13 protein-coding genes are annotated in these 17,679 nt (G+C 44.2%); 5 read left to right on the top strand and 8 right to left on the bottom strand.

Annotated elements, in window-relative coordinates:
- Positions 1-116 precede the first annotated feature (116 nt).
- Positions 117-2,159, top strand: a complete 2,043-nt coding sequence (locus PN836_RS04455; protein ID WP_395343946.1) for an alpha-amylase family protein — start codon at positions 117-119, stop codon at positions 2,157-2,159.
- Complete coding sequence (locus PN836_RS04450; RefSeq protein WP_395343944.1) at positions 2,156-4,738, top strand: TIM-barrel domain-containing protein; 2,583 nt, start codon at positions 2,156-2,158, stop codon at positions 4,736-4,738. Before PN836_RS04455 ends, PN836_RS04450 begins: the two co-directional genes overlap by 4 nt.
- 227 nt (positions 4,739-4,965) lie before the next feature.
- On the opposite strand, the gene PN836_RS04445 is transcribed toward PN836_RS04450, so the two are convergent.
- From PN836_RS04445 to PN836_RS04425, 5 genes are all read right to left on the bottom strand, one after another.
- On the bottom strand, positions 4,966-5,919 hold the full coding sequence (locus PN836_RS04445; protein WP_395343941.1) for a hypothetical protein: 954 nt from the start codon (positions 5,917-5,919) through the stop codon (positions 4,966-4,968).
- 3 nt (positions 5,920-5,922) lie between these two features.
- Positions 5,923-6,258, bottom strand: coding sequence for a PadR family transcriptional regulator (locus tag PN836_RS04440; RefSeq protein WP_395343938.1), 336 nt, complete (start codon positions 6,256-6,258; stop codon positions 5,923-5,925).
- Positions 6,259-6,602: 344 nt separating this feature from the next.
- Complete coding sequence (locus PN836_RS04435) at positions 6,603-7,454, bottom strand: GH12 family glycosyl hydrolase domain-containing protein (RefSeq protein WP_395343935.1); 852 nt, start codon at positions 7,452-7,454, stop codon at positions 6,603-6,605.
- Positions 7,455-7,606: 152 nt separating this feature from the next.
- The gene (locus PN836_RS04430; RefSeq protein WP_395343933.1) at positions 7,607-7,843 is read right to left on the bottom strand and encodes a helix-turn-helix domain-containing protein; all 237 of its coding nucleotides are present in this window, start codon (positions 7,841-7,843) and stop codon (positions 7,607-7,609) included.
- An 11-nt stretch (positions 7,844-7,854) separates the two neighbouring features.
- Entirely contained in the window at positions 7,855-8,379 is a 525-nt protein-coding gene (locus PN836_RS04425; RefSeq protein WP_395343931.1) for a DUF2975 domain-containing protein, read from the bottom strand.
- 72 nt (positions 8,380-8,451) lie between these two features.
- Between PN836_RS04425 and PN836_RS04420 the strand changes: the two genes are divergently transcribed.
- Positions 8,452-8,802: a hypothetical protein gene (locus tag PN836_RS04420; protein ID WP_395343928.1), complete on the top strand. Its 351-nt coding sequence runs from the start codon at positions 8,452-8,454 to the stop codon at positions 8,800-8,802.
- Positions 8,803-8,877: 75 nt separating this feature from the next.
- Here the strand turns inward: PN836_RS04420 and PN836_RS04415 are convergent, their stop codons facing one another.
- Complete coding sequence (locus tag PN836_RS04415; RefSeq protein WP_395343926.1) at positions 8,878-11,256, bottom strand: tetratricopeptide repeat protein; 2,379 nt, start codon at positions 11,254-11,256, stop codon at positions 8,878-8,880.
- A 175-nt stretch (positions 11,257-11,431) separates the two neighbouring features.
- Positions 11,432-13,000, bottom strand: coding sequence for a tryptophan halogenase family protein (locus tag PN836_RS04410; RefSeq protein ID WP_395343923.1), 1,569 nt, complete (start codon positions 12,998-13,000; stop codon positions 11,432-11,434).
- 170 nt (positions 13,001-13,170) lie between these two features.
- Here PN836_RS04410 and PN836_RS04405 point away from each other — a divergent pair, with 170 nt between their 5' ends.
- The gene (locus tag PN836_RS04405) at positions 13,171-14,637 is read left to right on the top strand and encodes an MFS transporter (protein ID WP_395343920.1); all 1,467 of its coding nucleotides are present in this window, start codon (positions 13,171-13,173) and stop codon (positions 14,635-14,637) included.
- A 30-nt stretch (positions 14,638-14,667) separates the two neighbouring features.
- On the opposite strand, the gene PN836_RS04400 is transcribed toward PN836_RS04405, so the two are convergent.
- A complete protein-coding gene (locus PN836_RS04400; protein WP_395343918.1) occupies positions 14,668-15,705 on the bottom strand; it encodes a LacI family DNA-binding transcriptional regulator in 1,038 nt (345 codons plus the stop codon).
- 232 nt (positions 15,706-15,937) lie between these two features.
- On the opposite strand from PN836_RS04400, the gene glnS reads away from it, so the two are divergent.
- Positions 15,938-17,611: a glutamine--tRNA ligase gene (gene glnS, locus PN836_RS04395; protein ID WP_395343916.1), complete on the top strand. Its 1,674-nt coding sequence runs from the start codon at positions 15,938-15,940 to the stop codon at positions 17,609-17,611.
- Positions 17,612-17,679: the final 68 nt, after the last annotated feature.

Genomic DNA, 17,679 nt, shown 5'->3' with positions numbered 1-17,679 from the left:
TGAATACGTATGTAACTGTTTTAACACTTTGTTAACGGGTATGATTTTGCCAATCAATTTAGCTTGAAGATGCCTTCTTTATGTTCAATCAATTTGTTTCTAGCAGTTCGATGCGCATGCGCAGACGAATTTCTCAAATTTTTTTCTTCTCAGTGTTGCTTACTTCTTTTGTTTTAGTTTCCGCTTGTTCGGACTCAAGCGTAGGTCACGAAGAAAGTGTTCCAGAATCACAAACGAGTGATGATATGACTAATGAACAACATGCTGATAAAGTCGCTCTAAATGTCAATATGCTCGGGCATCATACCCAAGGCGAAGGTAAGCCAGTTATTTATCAGGTGTTTACGCGCTTATTTGGCAATACTAATACAAACAATGTGCCGTGGGGCACACTTGAGCAAAATGGTGTAGGTAAATTTAACGATTTTACCGACCTTGCCTTACAGGGTATTAGGGAGTTAGGAACGTCTTATATTTGGTATACAGGGGTGCCTCATCATGCAGTGATCCGCGATTATACTGAATATGGCATTGGACTTGATGATCCTGATGTGGTGAAAGGTCGCGCAGGTTCGCCCTATGCTGTGAAAGACTATTACAACGTGAATCCCGATTTGGCAGTGAACGTTGAGCGTAGGTTAGAAGAGTTTGAAGCCCTTATCGCTCGCACTCATGCCAACGACATGAAGGTCATTATCGACATAGTCCCTAACCATGTAGCGCGTGACTATCAGTCTTTGAGCAAGCCCGAAGGGGTTAAAGACTTTGGTGTCAATGACGATACCTCTGTCGAATACGCACGTAACAACAACTTTTATTACGTAGTAGGTGAATCCTTTAAAGTACCCGCAGCGCGTGAAGGGCAAAGCATTCATCTTCCTTTAGGCGGTGAAGCTCATCCATTGTCAGACGGACAGTTTGACGAGACGCCAGCTAAATGGACAGGCAATGGCGCTAGAGCAGCTCAGCCCGATGTTAACGATTGGTACGAAACGGTAAAAGTGAATTATGGTGTAAAACCCGATGGCAGCTATAATTTCCCCGCATTACCGGAAGAGTTTAGGCTGTTGGGCTATCAGGCGCATCACGCCTTTTGGCAAGACAAAGATTTACCAGACTCATGGTACAAGTTCGAGCAAATCGTACATTATTGGCTAGATAAAGGCGTGGATGGTTTTCGCTTTGATATGGCAGAAATGGTGCCGGTTGAATTTTGGTCGTTTTTAAATGCGTCAATCAAAACAAAGCGTCCTGATGCATTACTTCTGGCTGAAGTGTATCAACCTCATTTATACCGTGACTATTTGCAGCTCGGCAAAATGGATTACTTATACGATAAGGTGGAGTTTTATGATGCACTTAAACCGGTTATGCAAGGTAAGGCTTCCTCACAAGAAAATACTACGGTTGGGATGAGTGCCATTGTCGATATACAAGACAGTATTGCCGACATTGAGCAGCATATGCTACATTTTTTAGAGAACCACGATGAACAACGGATAGCGAGTCCTGAGTTTGCTGGAGATGCTGAGAAAGGTAAGCCAGCCTTGGCGGTATCTGCGCTGATCAGCCGTTCACCAACCATGATTTATTTTGGGCAAGATGTGGGTGAAGACGGCAGTGAAGAGACCGGGTTTGGCGATCCAAGCCGCACTACCATTTTTGACTATGCTGGGGTACCAGCTCACCAGCGCTGGATGAACAATGGCCGTTTTGATGGCGCCTTACTGAGCGATGAAGAGCAAGCGCTGCGTCAGTTTCATATTGATATTCTCAATCTGTCTGCCCATCATCCAGCAATGAGAGGGCAATATGCAAACATTCACAAATTAAACATTAATGCAGGCACCGCATACACCGAGGAACACTTCGCTTTTATCCGCTACACAAATAAAAAGGTTTTTTTTGTGTTCGCTAATTTTAGCGATGCAGCGCTTATTTCTCCCATTAGTATACCCAAAGACTTGTTGATGCAGTGGAAAGTATTTGAAGGCCGATATGTTCTAAACGACCTCATTGGGAATGCTCCGGCAAATGAGGCTGGCGAGCCTGAGACCTATTTAAGCGTGGATAAAAATCTTAGTAGTGGGCATATTGATGTGGTGCTTCCTGCGCAAAATGCACTTGTGTTTGAATTGGCCTTGGATGAGCTTAAATGAAACGAATGAATCTCTCAGTACAGCGCATGCGCTTGCACTTGGCGCAAGTCCATGCTGTCGCAATAGCGCTGCTATTTTGTTTTGTAAACCCTGCAATCGCAGAGTCATCTGCATCGGTAGATAGCAACTCGCAGCTGGAGCAACGCGATAGCGGCAATTTATTTGTTCAAAGTCAAAGAGTCGAATCTACATCTTTAACGGGCTCGGTCTTACACATTGAAACAAATAGAGGGCAATTAACGATAACGGCACTGAATAATGAAAGCGTCGAAGTGTTTTATCAACCAGAGGGCGTAAAACAACTGCCATCATTTGCGATTTCTGAAAGCGACAGTGTTGCGCCCGATGTGTCACTGACACAATTTGACGATCGCCTTACTTTCGCTTTGCCAGAACTTAATGTTGATGTGTATAGGGCACCGTTACGCCTAGTGTTTAAAAAAGGCGATATTGTGCTTGCTCAAGAAGAGGTCGGATTATTTGTGCACGATACTGTCCGTGGCTTTCGATTTTTGATGGACGATAGTGAAAAAATGCTGGGAGGCGGTCAGCGAGTGCTAGGTATGGACAGGCGAGGGCATCGGATGCCGCTTTATAACCGAGCACATTATGGCTACAGCACTGAATCTAATCAAATGTACTATAGTTTGCCCGCTATCATGTCGAGTAAAAATTACATCATCGCTTTTGACAACAGCGCAAGTGGCTTTTTAGACATTGGTCATACTCAAGAAAACGTACTGCAGTTTGAGGCGGTTGCAGGAAGAACGTCTTATATTTTTAGCGCTGGTGATAACAGCCAAGAACTCGTAGAGAATTTCGTCAGCATAACCGGAAAACAGCCCTTACCGCCGCGATGGGCACTGGGGAATTATGCTTCTCGTTTTGGCTATCGCAGTCAACAGGAAACACTTGATACGATTGATAAATTTATTGAACAGGACTTTCCAGTGGATGCCGTCGTGTTGGATTTGTTCTGGTTTGGTCCAGATATTAAAGGGCATATGGGGAATTTACAATGGCATAAACCCGCCTTTCCAGAGCCGGAAAAAATGATTCAGGCATTGGCGGATAAAGGCGTGAAAACGATTTTGATCACCGAGCCATTTATTTTAAGTAGCTCATCGCAATGGGATAGTGCAGTAGCAAATCAGTCATTAGCCAAGAATTTAGCCGGAGGCCCAAGACGTTTTGATTTTTACTTCGGTAACACCGGTCTGGTCGATGTATTTGATAGCAATGCACAAGATTGGTTTTGGCAGTACTATGAAAAATTGAACGAACAAGGCGTTGCGGGTTGGTGGGGAGATTTAGGCGAGCCCGAAGTCCACCCGGGCGATAGTTTACACAATTTTGAAGGTCAGCTCGTTACGGGCGATAAAATTCATAATGTCTATGGTCATAAATGGGCGCAGATGGTCTACGAGCGTCAATTACAAATGCGTCCAGATGAACGTCCCTTTGTGATGATGCGATCTGGCTTTTTGGGTACGCAGCGTTACGGCATGATCCCGTGGACCGGCGACGTAGAGCGCTCATGGAACGGTCTTAAGCCTCAAGTTGAGCTAGCGTTGCAAATGAGTTTATTTGGATTAGCATACACTCACTCAGATTTAGGTGGTTTTGCAGGCGGCGAAGCATTCGATTCGGAACTTTATGTCCGCTGGATGCAATATGGTGTGTTCCAAGGTGTATACCGCCCCCACGCGCAAGACCATATCCCGCCAGAGCCAATATTTCACGATCAAAGCACCCAGGATTTAGTGCGCCCGTTTGTAAAGTTGCGCTATCAACTGATGCCATACAACTACTCTATGAGCATGCAAAACAGTATGACTGGCGTACCGCTTATGCGACCGCTTTTCATGATGTTTGAAGACGAAGATATTTCGCGCACCGATGCATATATGTGGGGAGAGTCTTTGTTAGTCTCGCCTGTGGTATCGGCAAATGTGTCATCACAGACGATTAACTTGCCAGAGGGCGTTTGGTTTAACTTTTTTGGTGATGGCAGCGAAACTGGGAAGCGTTCGGCGACACGTCCCTTGATTTACCAAGGTGGCAGCGCAGCAGATATACCGACGCCAATGAACGAAATTCCAGTTTTGGTGAAAGCGGGCGCGTTCATTCCGATGGTCGATAGCATGCAAAATACGCAAGGCTATTCAACTGAGCGCCTTCGCGTTCGCCACTACACGCACGCGTCGATTGGAAGCGGTGACTATTCAATGTTAGAGGACGATGGGACAAATCCAAACAGCCTTCGAGATGCGCAATATCAGTCTATACATTTCAAAAGTGCTCGTAGCCAGCAAAGTTTGGTTTTATCCGCAAAGGTTGATGGGAATTATGCAGGTGCACCAGGTGCAAGACGGATAATATACTCCATCTATGGTTTGCAAACAGCGCCTACAGCTATTGAATTAAGGAAGTCTGAATCAGACCCTCATTCGATTCAAGCAGCATCTGGGCTATCTGTGCTTGATGATCAAGATGGTATGCATTGGGATGAGTACAGCAAAGTTTTGACAGTGTCGTTTGAGCTATCGGCTAAGACAGAAATTTCGTTTGAGCTGTAAACCGACGTTTTGAAGGTAAGCGGTTTGACGTTGGGGTTGTTAGCCTTGGAAAATTCTTCGCACGCAGTCAGTTTGGTTATATCGCGATAAGGCATATTTTCGAAATGGCAACATACGTATTCATTTTCGCCATCGCCATTTTTGGACCATGATAAAGATCAACAGGCCCTAAAGTAGTTTAACAGGCAGATTTTGTTATGCTGAAGTTATCTGCCTGTTTGCCTTATCTATTGTTTTTCCAAGTTCATCCATTTTCTAATTAGCGACACAGTCACAATGCCCAGCACAATGGCGAAACCCAGCCATATATAGCTATGTCCAGTGGCTAGCAGCTCAACGAAGTCTTTACGTTCACTGTAGATGAAATCGGTATGGGCGAATATTACCAATTGTTTATGGCTTGCGAAAACAATTGCTACAGCTAAATAGATTGAATACTCGATGATATAAAACGCTAGTAGCCTCTTTGTCCAATACTGCTGGCTAAGTCTAAATATGGCCGCAAGCAAAGAATACGTCAGCAATATGCTTAAGATGATGCGCCAGTGCTCCATATCGGGGGCGATGCTAAATAGGAGATTATTGTGTGATGTTTCGTTCATCCATAGTGATGTCCACAATAACATGATCCCGAATACGCTGGTGGTGATATCAGTGATCGAGTCGGATTTACTGATGCCTTGTGCATTGGGAGCGGGCAGGGTTTCGGGTGACCAATCACCATATCGCCATCGGCTTAAATAGCCATGCTTACCCAAGTAATAGAAGCTGACCGTTACCACTATTAAAACGATACCGATATTGTCGACAAACTTACCTAACGCGACAAATAAATAGGCGAAAGCATTTACCGTTTGTTGTTCAACCAGGAAGGTGCTGGCGCTTAAAATTGAAAAGCCAAAAAGCAAAAGCATAGCCTTCATTAACACACTTTTATAAAGCGGCATATCGTCGCTCGCAACTAAAGGTGATGCAGGAGCATAAGACTGGGCAATGCGTTTTGGGTGTCCTTTTGCGCGCAATAAATCGCTAATTTTGGCGGTCGTTAGAGGCGTGTTGTCGAGCTGAGCCGCCTCTATTTCATCCAAGATATTTGCGCGCAGCTCGCGTACGATGTCGTCTTGTTTATCAGTAGGTAGTTCTCGTTTAACCGCATTTAAATAGCGTTCGACTAATTCCATGAGTTACTCCTTTGAAGACAATATGTTTGACAGACTGGTATTAAGTTGGTGCCAATCTGAGGAAAGTTGAGAAAGTACTTCTTTGCCGGTAGCCGAAAGTGTGTAATAACGCCGCTCGCGACCGCCGGTATGCTTCCATTCACTGTCGAGTAGGTTTTGATCGGCTAACCTGCGAATAAGCGGGTAAAGCGTGCCTTCGTCAATGTCTATGCCAGCAGTGTTTAAGTGTTTGCGCAATGAGTAGCCGTATTGAGGCGTTTTGCTGGCTGCCAGCACGGCTAAAACGAGTACGCCTCGGCGTAGCTCTAATCGTAATTTATGGGTTCTATCTTCTGACATATTGCATTCCGGCTTTTTACTGTATGTCACATACTGTGTAATGCATAGTAATGTATACTATGCGATGTACAGTATAAGGTCAAGTCCTCATTACTTTAGAGACAAAGCGTTCGGCGTATTCAGTCGCTATGATTGATGATTGCAGGCGGGATTCAGTGGGGCTGTGTCGTTATAGGTGGTTTAGCCGCTGTTTTGTCTCCTCAATGGAAGGCTTATGACGTGCTGGCACCCTTTCGCAAGTGATTTTTTATTAGATCATCGTCGATTAATTGAAATGCATGGCTTAATGATTGGTGTAAATGTCGAGCTGACATGCCCTCTCAAACGTTCAAGGAGGGCCTTATCTAATGCACTGCCACTGAAAACTCTCTCACCCAAGCGATGCCCGAGCCACTCATCACCTCATTCCCTAATTCTATATCCGCGATAAAGAGTTCATCATTAATTAGCCCTTCGGAAATAGCGAATTGTAGTAGTTTGAGCGCAGGTATGGTTGCGCTCATGGAGGATTCATCAGCACGGTAAGAGAGGCTTATCCATTGATTGTCATTTACGCCAGATTTATCGTTCCAGTCTTTTTCGTACCACACCTCCCAAATACTATCCCCTATCGTTAATTCAGAGTACTTTTTACCAGCAGGGTCAAAATGTGCGGGCGTTGCATAAGTCCAAATCATAACTTCCACTGCGATTAGGTCTGGCCTAGGCTTTGAGCCATGATAAGCTTGCGTTAATAACCACATGGTAGTCACATTGTTGTGATTTCCGTTACTGTATACTTCAAGCTCATGATTCACTGTAAATTCTGTCAATTCACTGATTTTGATAGGGAATGCATCGTTAAATTTTGGTTCGGGCGCCCAAGGCGATGCACCAATTTTAATTTGCGGTTGAGAATAAATAACTCTGCGCCCAAATGGCCAAGACCACGACCAGCCATATTGTGTGTTTCCATCAATACTTCGCATTTCTAAGCATTGCTCCCACGAGTCCGTGTCAGCGGCATGTTTGTTCCAAACATTATTATTTAAAATGCCAAGTGGGGTTTCATGACTATAGTACTCACCGCAGCTGATTGTATATGTGTCTGGCTTAATCCAAGCAGGCTGTTTATTTTCGGAACAAGAGAGTAAAGACGCTGTCAACAGCAAAATGATGCACGTAGTTATAGACTTAATCATTGTATTTTTTCTCATAAATTCCATAAAGCAATATTGCAGTTTTGCCCTGTCCACCACCAACAGCTCACTTACCGCAGCCAATCCTGTATCCAATGACCGCAAAAAGCTCCAAGTATGCGGAGCTTTTTGCACATCATTAGGATATTACATCGTGAATTCCTTAGTGCTTATTTTTTTGATGGGCTATCTTGGGGAACTAATGTCGGCCTATACTCGAGTAAGTCTCCCGGCTGGCATTGCAGAACCTCACAAATCTTCTCTAAAGTGTTAAATCGAACGCCTTTTACTTTGCCCGATTTCAGAAGCGATAGGTTTTGCTCAGATAATCCAATTTCAGATGCTAATTCCTTAGATCGCATTTTTCTATGCGCCAGCATCCTATCTAAATTTACGACAATCGTCATACTAAGTGCCTTTATACAAATGCTTTGTTTTCTTTTTCTAAGTAATGCGCCTGTAATAGCACTTTAGCAATGACCCAAAAGACTAGGCCAAGCAATAGCACTGCCAAGTGCTCACTGTTAAACTGAATACTCAACACCTTCTGGCCCGAGGCGTGGTTCCAGGACAATACAAGACTTACTAGAACTGACACTATCCAACTGCACACCCAGAAAAAGACCAGGGATTTAGCAAATCGCTTAGCTGATTGCGCATTGTCTTTATCAAATACACGCGCTTCACTAAAGGCTTGAAAAAGTTGTCGCAAATGAAGAAGTCCCCAAGCGATGATCAAATGTGGAAGCAGGCTAAGAAGCGCGGCAACATATAGCTGAAACTCAGACACGCTATCCCAATTAATGGCATATGAGATATTAGACCTTGCGACATCTTCGAATGCACCGATGTTGATTAAAAAGTATATCCACATGATAAACAGCAGGGCGATTGGAACCAGTAGTAAGTGAGAAATAACCTTGCTCATTTTTTCTGTAGTCATAAAAAATCCTTGATAAATTAAAGTAAAATGATAACTTATTAATGTTTTACATTAATTATTTAGAGGTTTCAAATGATATTTAATTATTCTTTACGCGTGCTTGTCGGTTTAAGCCTTATGTTCTCTTCTGCTTATTCCTGGTCGCTAAACGTTGAAGAGTTTCAGCAGTATTGCGATAAATCTAAGCTAGATTCGGCATTCTGTCAGAGCTATTTAGGCGGTGCTATGGATGCGATTGCCGTAATGAACGATGAGGCTAAGCGAACTGGTAATGAAATATACTGCGTGCACGAAAAGGAGATTTTCAATGCACCTGAGATGATGGACTACATACTTGCACAACCATCGAGGTTTCATAAGAAAAATGCGATTCTTCCCTTGCTGGACTATCTCAAAGCAAAAGGGGGGTGCGGAGATATTTGAATCATCAGAAATTGATTTCTTATTAAAGCAATGCGCAATAATAGAACCTTTGGCTGATTAGTGCTTGGCAATAGCTCAGTTAGACTCCATTAATGAGGCTTGTAAGCTTAGTGCCTCTTCTTTTGGCGTGAAACCTTCATCTGCTTCTTGCCACATCGCTAGCGCTTTGTTAAGTGCCTCAGTTGCGGCGCTGATGTTTCCCTCATTGTGCTCAAGATGCGCGAGCTCTACATTAATCAATGCATAGTAAGGTCGCTGCAGCAGTATTTTATGTGCATGTTCCCGCGCTTCGCTTGGTTTGCCATTTAATCGCAAACTTCGAATTAAATAATAGCTTAGGAGTTCATTGACTTGATTGGATTCCACACTATTAACGGATTGATGGAAGGCTTTATTTGACTGAATAAAGTAAGCGCTGGCTGCTGAGTAATTCGCCTCAATATATTCAAGTAAGCCTTTCGCGAAATACAAAATGTGAAAGACGTGTGCCATGTTCTGCGAGCGCATCTGCTCTTCCATGGTGCCAAGGTATAGCCGAGCGCTATCGGTATCTTCAAGGGCTAAATAGTAGAATACATAGCCAATGCTCAGTAAGTCATCAAAAGGGGCTTGAAGCGTCTCTTTGAGCGCGTTCAGTTCAAGCAATGCGAGGTCTGCTTTATTTGCATCAACATACAAATACATGTATGAAATTTTGGCTTTAAACATCGCATTAATAGGGTCCTCATATTCGCTTAATGTGCTCTGAAACTTTCTCAAGGTCTCAAAAGCACGCTGGTTTTGCCCTTGTTGCATGAACCAATCAATTTGTTGCGCATAAACGCTACTTATCTGGCGCGGCGCTTTTGCTATGACAAATGCATCGTTGTGCCGCATCTGCGCTAAGTCCAAATTTCCTTCGCGCAGCTCTAAATCGGCCATTAGCAACATGGGCGTAACCATGTCGGTGCGCAGATACATCGCCTTACGTAAATACTCTCTTGCTTGTTCAAAGTCACCGATAGTCAGCGCTATACGAGCAAGCGCTGCCTGTGGTTCGTAACTCGATTGGTCGCGCTGAGCATATTCTTGATAGTAATATCGTGCTTGATCGAGTCTATCTTGCACTTCATGCAGCACGCCCAACTGCTGGTAGACCCACGTTTGATTGGGGTCGGTACTTAGCGACGCCTCGAAGTACTCAATGGCTTCATCAATCTCATTGCCAAAATATAAATGATTCATGGCCAGGGCATTTTTAGGGCCTACACTATTAGGATGAAGCTCACTCCATACCTCGTAAACTCTTCGTTCTTCAGTGCGGTTTCCATTTAAAAAATGTAAGCGGGCCTGTGCCTCGAAGCGCATTTGTTCTGTCAATTTATAGGCGTAGTCTAAAGACTGTTGGAGTTGACTCTTGGCTTGAGAAAACTGGCCTTGTTCTTCAAGAATACTTGCAAGATATATGCGCGAATATGCAAAGCTTGGATCTTCATGCAGCGCCTCGCTTAAGTGTTTTTTTGCTAGCTCAAAGTCGTTATTAAACACAAAGCTGTTGACTCCACTTATGAAAGACTGAAAACTATCAAAATCCTCCGTAAGTCTCTCTGCAGCTGGCAAATAGCTGGTCATTGAATCGCCAGTGGATTGAACTTGCATACTGACTTTTAGCGCCTCTGCCAGTTCGTATGTAAGTGCGTATAAATCTGAATTGACGAAGAAAAGCGTATCAACTGAGCGTCCAGTTTTAGAGTTAAATATCTGTGCGTTAACTTGGTAATTCCCTGCCACCACATCGATATCACCCCTCACAAAAAAGTCACTGTTGGAGTCTCCAGCAATGCTTTTAGCTAAGCTCAACGGGATGTTCAGTCCATCCTCGAATCCGGCGCGCTTTACCCGCCAAAAAATGCCGTTGCTGCCGTGTCGATAAAGCGTGAAGGGAACAATAAAGGGGTTTTGTTCGAGTTCTATTTTGAGTATTTCAGGGACAGCATAACTGAGCCAGTTGGCTTGTTCAGATACCGACCTACTTGGGTCGAGGAAAAAGATTTGAAGTCGGTTTACATATTTTTGCTTGGGAATATCCCGAACAATTGTTTGTCCGTTTGCATCCACCGATTCTACTTTTTCGACGACGCTTTCCACATCTTGGGTAACACTTAGAGAAAATACGATCCCAAGTGCAAACACAAGGTTGACTGGAAGAGTGATTTTTTCAGTACGTCCCCAGGCATCTTTACCAGGTGCACCAAAACCCCAAGCGAGGATAACTACCGCCGGAAGCATGCTTAACATGGCGGCAAGCACAATATCGATCGTTACATCAGAAAGGTTGTACCTCTGGACGATCATATCGGTAAATTCCATCACGCCAAATATAGCACCGAAGTAAATACCGGTAATTTGAAACACACGGCGGCGCAGCAGCTCCCGCATCAGCCCTGTTTTGTATTCTGGCTTTTCTGGGTCCATGCCAGATTCCTCATTTTAGCGCGTTAGTAAAGAATAAATGCGAACTTCATACTATTCAATACTTCATCTGCGTTCAGGCCATATTGCGCAAAGCATGAATTGAAAAAAGATGCTAATTGAGCAGGGCTCGATGATGTTGTTATCATGTAATGTTAAATAACCCGAGCGCTGTCTCTTATCCAGAGTTCGGGTTAAAATAATGCTCATGGGGAATAAATTGCGAACACGCTTTATCCAGATACTGCTCTACTTGCCGCAAACCGCTGGCCGCTCTATGAGTCGCATCTTGCGCAGCCTTTGAGTGAGGTGCCTGCAAATGTGCACTGTCAAACCTGCCATACCCGGCTAATAAACAATACCAAGATACAGCTGGATAGTATTTATCCATGCCGCGCGCTTTGAGTATGGGCGTTATGTCCTGATGAGCATCCCAAGCGTCAATCACTGCTGCAAGGTTGTCTGATGCAGTCGTGTTTTCTCGTGCGTCTATCCAGTACTGACTGTCGCTGCGCGTGTTCATCTTATAATGGCACACAATATAGTCGCGTATGCCTTCATATCTTTCTCGCATGCTTTGATTAAAACTGTTCTGGGCCTGGTGTAGTGCAGCACCGTCTAGCTCGCCTTGTTTAAACTCTGTGATAAAGCCAATCAAAGTTTCCAACACCAAATGCAGCGCGGTCGCTTCAAGCGGTTCTATAAAACCTTGTGCCAGTCCAACAGCGACCACGTTCTTATGCCAGTGTTTTTTAGCTTGACCGACTTTCATGTGTATTCTGCGTGCGTTCACATTCAACACTTCAGACGATTTAATCTTTGAGTTTAATGTTTTGTCATCATTAGTGTTTTGATTGATATGATGTCGCAGCTCTTTCTCGGCAGCGGAAAAATCACAATGCGCCTGACTGAAAACGTAGCCATTGCCGGTTCTGTTGGTTAACGGAATATGCCATGCCCAGCCGTGTTTTAATCCACTGGCGCGGGTCTCTGATGTAAGTGGCGTACTGACTGCCGAGGGCAGTGCAATTGCGCTGTCATTGAGCAGACAATCCGAGAATGAGTCAAAGCCTACTTGTAGGCAATTTTGCAGTAGTTGGCTTCTAAATCCACTGGCATCTACGAAAAAATCACCATTGATGCACTTGCCATCGGTCATCATGAAACTAGCAATGTCGCCGCTTGGATGCAAGGCAATATCATCAACCGTGCCCGAGATGTGCGTTACGCCATTTTTCATCGCCACATCCTTTAAAAATGAGCCTAGTAAGTGAGAGTCAAAATGATAGGCGTAGTTTAAGGGGACAGGTGATTTCGTTTTTGGCGCTAGATGTTTCTTGGCCAGTTGTGCGGCAAGAAAATAATCGTCAGGGTTAGTGCTCACGTTCACACCCTTGAACTTAAGGTGACAATGCCCTAAAAACGCGGCAACTGTCTGACGGTCTGTAGCGGAGGGGAAGGGGTGAAAGTATCGATTTTCTGATAAATGTTCCGTCCAATCAACAAAGCTGATGCCATTTTTAAACGTCGCATTGCATGCGGGCATCCACTCATTTTCGTCAATTCCAAGCTCATCAAAAAACACTTTAAGATGAGGAGTCGACCCTTCGCCAACGCCAATAATGCCTATGTCGGGGCTTTCTACCAGGCAAACACTGAATGCGTGTTCATCTAAATGCTTGCGCAATAGATTTGCCGCCATCCATCCGGCAGTTCCGCCGCCAAGTATTATGAGTCGTTTTTGCATAGGGTAATCAAGCCTTTAAACAAATTTTATAACGCTAAAAATCCTGCTTACAAACGTGAATACGTATGCAGATGATTAGTTTTTATGATGTGCACAGGGTACAATCTTAAACATAATGCTTACAAGTATTTAACACACTGCAGCGGCAATATCTTAGGAATGCATCAATTATGTCACAACAACAACCTCGCTTAAGTTTTTGGCAAATATGGAACGTTAGCTTTGGCTTTTTAGGCGTTCAGTTCGGGTTTGCGCTGCAAAATGCAAATGTCAGTAGGATATTGTCAGACTTAGGCGCTGACCCGCATCAACTCTCCTTCTTTTGGATTGTAGCGCCTTTAATGGGGCTTATCGTACAACCCTTCGTTGGAGCTGCTTCCGACAGAACTTGGAATCGAATGGGCAGGCGTACGCCATTTATTTTCGCAGGCGCGATTGCTGCCGCTTTAGGTATGTTTTTAATGCCAAACGCCCCTTTGTTCGTCGCCTTTGTAGCGCCGATGATCTTTGGCGTGATGATGCTTGCATTAATGGATGCGTCATTTAACGTATGCTTTCAACCTTTTAGAGCGCTGGTGTCAGATATGGTGCCTGCGAGTCAAAGAAATGTAGGCTATTCCGTTCAGGCCTTGCTTATTAATATTGGTGCTGTAGTGGGTTCTTTATTGCCGTTTTTACTAACCAATGTGATTGGCTTAGACAATACCGCGCAGCAAGGGCAAGTGGCGCAAAGTGTGATGTGGGCGTTTTATATCGGCGCAACCGTTTTACTGGGCTCAGTGTTGTGGACCGTGTTTAGAACCAAAGAATATCCGCCCGAACAGTATTATGCTTACAACGGAATGGATGCTGATGAAGTTGCGAAGCAAATTGCTGAGAAGAAATCCATTGGCGAACGACTTGGAAATTTCTTCAGCTTAGTGATTCATATGCCAAAAACGATGAAGGGCTTGGCGGTTACGCAATTCTTTTCATGGTTTTCACTGTTTATTATGTGGGTCTACACCACCAACGCCATTACTCAACATATATGGGGCGTTGACAAGAAATGGTTCGATCAAGCCTACTTGTCATCACTTGACACTATCCCGCTAGACATTGTTGCCGCAAAGGGTGCGGCAGGAGATTGGGTCGGTATTATCTTTGCTGCTTATTCATTATTTGCCGCGATATTTTCAATATTCCTTGCCAAACTTGCGGACAAACTTGGACGTAAACTGGTGTACTCATGCTCACTTGCTCTAGGCGGTATCAGCTACATAAGCTTCTTGTTCTTCCAGGACTTAACGCCTACGGATGTTAACTTATTTATTACCCAAGTAACTGTACCCATGGGGGCGTTGTATTTGCTAATCCCCATGATAGGTATTGGAATTTCATGGGCAGCAATCTTAGCCATGCCTTACGCTATGCTTGCAGGTTCTTTGCCGGCGGATAAAACGGGTATCTATATGGGGATCTTCAACTTCACCATTGCCGCGCCGCAAATCATTAGTGCATTAACTGCAGGGCTGATACTCAAATATGCCTTTGATAATGTCGCGATAAATATCATAGTGCTTGCCGGCGTGCTCATGCTGTGCGCGGCTATATCTGTGTTTTTTGTGAAGGAAGTTGAGCGTCAACAAGCGACTTAGAAACAATTTAAGCGGCGTATTGCATCGACATCAAAGTTTTACGCCGCAGGATTCCCTAATGACTAACTGCGGCGCCATTGTCACATCTTCGACACTTTCGTTGTGGATGAGTTTTATCAGGTTCGATACTAATATTTGTCCCGCAAGTAATGTGTCTTGACGCACTGTTGTAAGGGGAGGTAGGGAAAATTGACTGATTTGAATATCATCGTAGCCAACTACAGCAATATCCTCTGGTACTGACAGATTTAAGGAGCGCAAGGCGCGAATGCAGCCAGTGGCGATTAGGTCGGTTGCACAGAAGATTGCATCAGGTTGCTCGTCTTGTGCAACACGCTTCATCAATCTTTGTGCGGCGTCATGCCCTTCGAGTTCAGTAGATATTGCGTTTTCTTGTAACACCGAGTCAGGGGGCAAGCCATTTTCTCGCATCGCCTTTTTCAATCCCTTTAAGCGCCCCAACAGCTCTGGCGCGCCAATGTCCGCTTCACCAATAAATGCGAAGTGCTTATATCCCAGTGAGATTAGGTGTTGTCCCATCAAATAACCGCCTTGTAGATTATCTGATCCTACCGATATACCTGGATGAGCTTTGTCAGGAGCTCCCCAGCGCAAAAATCGCGTGCCTTGTTCTTCTAGCTGACTGAGTTTGTACACGTAATCGGTATAACTGCCATAACCTAATAAAATCAGGCCATCTGCCTTATTTGAGTCTTCATATACCGCATGCCAGTCCTCGCTCATATCTTGAAACGAAACAAGTAAGTCGTAACCAGCACTGGCTGAGGCTTTAGTTATGCTGGCTAGCAAGCTGATAAAGAATGGGTTGATAAGCGAGTCGTCGTTCGTTGGATCTTCAAACAACAGCAGGGCAAGCGTTTGACTTTGTTGCTTGCGCAGATTGCTCGCATTTTTATCTACCTTGTAATTGAGTTCACTCGCAATTTTTTTAATTTTGTCGCGAGTTTCCTGATTTACAAGTGGACTGTCACTTAAGGCGCGTGAAACGGTGCTCTGAGAAACGCCGGCCATATGGGCTATATCAAAAGAAGTCGCTTTGCTTTTCATAGATTGAATTTTTGCTGTCGTTGAATGGTTTATACACTATTGAAGCCTAATCGTTCAAATCAAAGCGTTTGATTAAGCGCATGAATTATTGTCAATCTATTTACTTTACGTCAACTTGCCCCAATATGGATGCGGGTCGATGAGAAAAATTCTTATGAATTGATGCTTTCGGTAGTGCTATAATTTTATTAGAAGAATTTCAACAAACACATATTAGAAGGAAATACCATTTATGGCCGAGACTGAGCCACGTCCGTCCAATTTTATTCGCCAAATTATCGATAAAGACCTCGCTTCAGGTCTCCACGAAAGCGTGCATACGCGTTTTCCTCCTGAACCAAACGGATATCTGCATATTGGGCATGCGAAAGCCATCTGCTTAAATTTTGGCATTGCGCAGGACTACAATGGCACATGCAATCTGCGCTTCGACGATACCAACCCTGACAAAGAAAACATCGACTTTGTTAATTCGATTAAACAAGACGTTAAGTGGCTCGGATTTACTTGGAACGGCAAAGAGCGCTATTCATCTGATTATTTTGATCAGTTGTATGATTTCGCCATAGAGTTAATTGAAAAAGGACTGGCGTATGTTGACTTTAGCTCACCCGAACAAGTGCGCGAATTGCGCGGCACACTGACGGAGGCTGGAAAAAATAGCCCTTATCGCGACACTAGTGTGCAAGAAAATCTTACTCATTTTGAAAAGATGAAAGCGGGTGAATATAAAGAAGGCACCTGCAGCTTGCGCGCAAAAATTGACATGAGCTCACCGTTCATGTGCATGCGAGATCCCGTGATCTATCGTGTTAAATTTGCCCACCATCACCAAACAGGTGATAAATGGTGTATTTATCCCATGTATGATTTTACGCATTGTATTTCAGATGCCATCGAGGGGATCACACATTCTCTATGTACGCTAGAGTTCCAAGATAATCGACGCCTGTATGATTGGGTAATCGAAAACATCACCATTGATTGTGTTCCGCGCCAGTATGAGTCAAGCAGACTGAATTTAGAATACACGGTGCTTAGTAAACGCAAGCTTATTCAACTGGTAGAAGAGGAGCATGTTCAAGGCTGGGATGATCCACGTATGCCAACCATTGCAGGCATAAAACGACGCGGGTATACCCCGGCATCTATTCGTGAATTCTGCAAACGCATTGGTGTAACGAAAATGGACAATATGGTCGAAATGAGCATGTTGGAGTCCTGTATTCGTGACGAGCTTAACGTTAGTGCCCCCCGTCGGATGGCGGTGATTGACCCTGTAAAGGTGGTGATTGAGAATTTCCCCAGCGACGAAAATCAAAATGAGCCTGAGTGGATAGAGGCGCCCAATCATCCAAACGATGAAAATATGGGCTCCCGAAAGATCGCGTTTACAAAAGAGATTTGGATTGAACGAGATGACTTTCGTGAATCGGCGAATAAAAAGTTTAAGCGCATGACCCTGGACAAAGGGGTTCGCTTGAGAAATGCGTATGTAATTTATGCAAATAGAGTTGATAAAGACGAGCAAGGCAATATCACAACTATATTTTGCGAGTATGACCCTCAAACGCTCGGTAAAGATCCGCTTGAGCGCAAAGTGAAAGGCGTCATCCACTGGGTAAGTGCATCACAGGGAAAGCCAGCTCAGTTCAATCTTTACGACCGTTTGTTTACGCATCCAAATCCTGCCAGTCAGGAAGACTTTGCTAGTACCATCAATCCTGACTCTTTAGTTGTGAAGAATGGCTACGTTGAACCCTCGCTTGGGAATGTGAAGGTGCAAGAAAGATTTCAGTTTGAAAGAACGGGATACTTCTGTGCAGATGAGGCGAGCAAACAAGACACGCTTATCTTTAATCGAACCGTTGAGCTTCGGGACACTTGGGCAAAAATTGGTGACTAAGGTTTATAGTCTGCAAGCAAACCTTGCTTGCAGACTGACTTTGTTGCGTGCAACCTGCCTTAGTTGAA

Origin of the sequence: Ningiella algicola, assembly GCF_028401415.2 — a bacterium.
Taxonomy (GTDB): domain Bacteria; phylum Pseudomonadota; class Gammaproteobacteria; order Enterobacterales; family Alteromonadaceae; genus Glaciecola.
Note: the sequence above shows the minus strand (reverse complement) of the source record. Positions and strands in the feature narration are given on the sequence as shown.

What these genes read in the sequence shown, in the direction of transcription:
- PN836_RS04455 (WP_395343946.1), top strand. Translation starts at nt 117, where the DNA reads ATGCGCAGACGAATTTCTCAAATTTTTTTCTTCTCAGTGTTGCTTACT.
- PN836_RS04450 (WP_395343944.1), top strand. Translation starts at nt 2,156, where the DNA reads ATGAAACGAATGAATCTCTCAGTACAGCGCATGCGCTTGCACTTGGCG.
- PN836_RS04445 (WP_395343941.1), bottom strand. Translation starts at nt 5,919, where the DNA reads ATGGAATTAGTCGAACGCTATTTAAATGCGGTTAAACGAGAACTACCT.
- PN836_RS04440 (WP_395343938.1), bottom strand. Translation starts at nt 6,258, where the DNA reads ATGTCAGAAGATAGAACCCATAAATTACGATTAGAGCTACGCCGAGGC.
- PN836_RS04435 (WP_395343935.1), bottom strand. Translation starts at nt 7,454, where the DNA reads ATGAGAAAAAATACAATGATTAAGTCTATAACTACGTGCATCATTTTG.
- PN836_RS04430 (WP_395343933.1), bottom strand. Translation starts at nt 7,843, where the DNA reads ATGACGATTGTCGTAAATTTAGATAGGATGCTGGCGCATAGAAAAATG.
- PN836_RS04425 (WP_395343931.1), bottom strand. Translation starts at nt 8,379, where the DNA reads ATGACTACAGAAAAAATGAGCAAGGTTATTTCTCACTTACTACTGGTT.
- PN836_RS04420 (WP_395343928.1), top strand. Translation starts at nt 8,452, where the DNA reads ATGATATTTAATTATTCTTTACGCGTGCTTGTCGGTTTAAGCCTTATG.
- PN836_RS04415 (WP_395343926.1), bottom strand. Translation starts at nt 11,256, where the DNA reads ATGGACCCAGAAAAGCCAGAATACAAAACAGGGCTGATGCGGGAGCTG.
- PN836_RS04410 (WP_395343923.1), bottom strand. Translation starts at nt 13,000, where the DNA reads ATGCAAAAACGACTCATAATACTTGGCGGCGGAACTGCCGGATGGATG.
- PN836_RS04405 (WP_395343920.1), top strand. Translation starts at nt 13,171, where the DNA reads ATGTCACAACAACAACCTCGCTTAAGTTTTTGGCAAATATGGAACGTT.
- PN836_RS04400 (WP_395343918.1), bottom strand. Translation starts at nt 15,705, where the DNA reads ATGAAAAGCAAAGCGACTTCTTTTGATATAGCCCATATGGCCGGCGTT.
- glnS (WP_395343916.1), top strand. Translation starts at nt 15,938, where the DNA reads ATGGCCGAGACTGAGCCACGTCCGTCCAATTTTATTCGCCAAATTATC.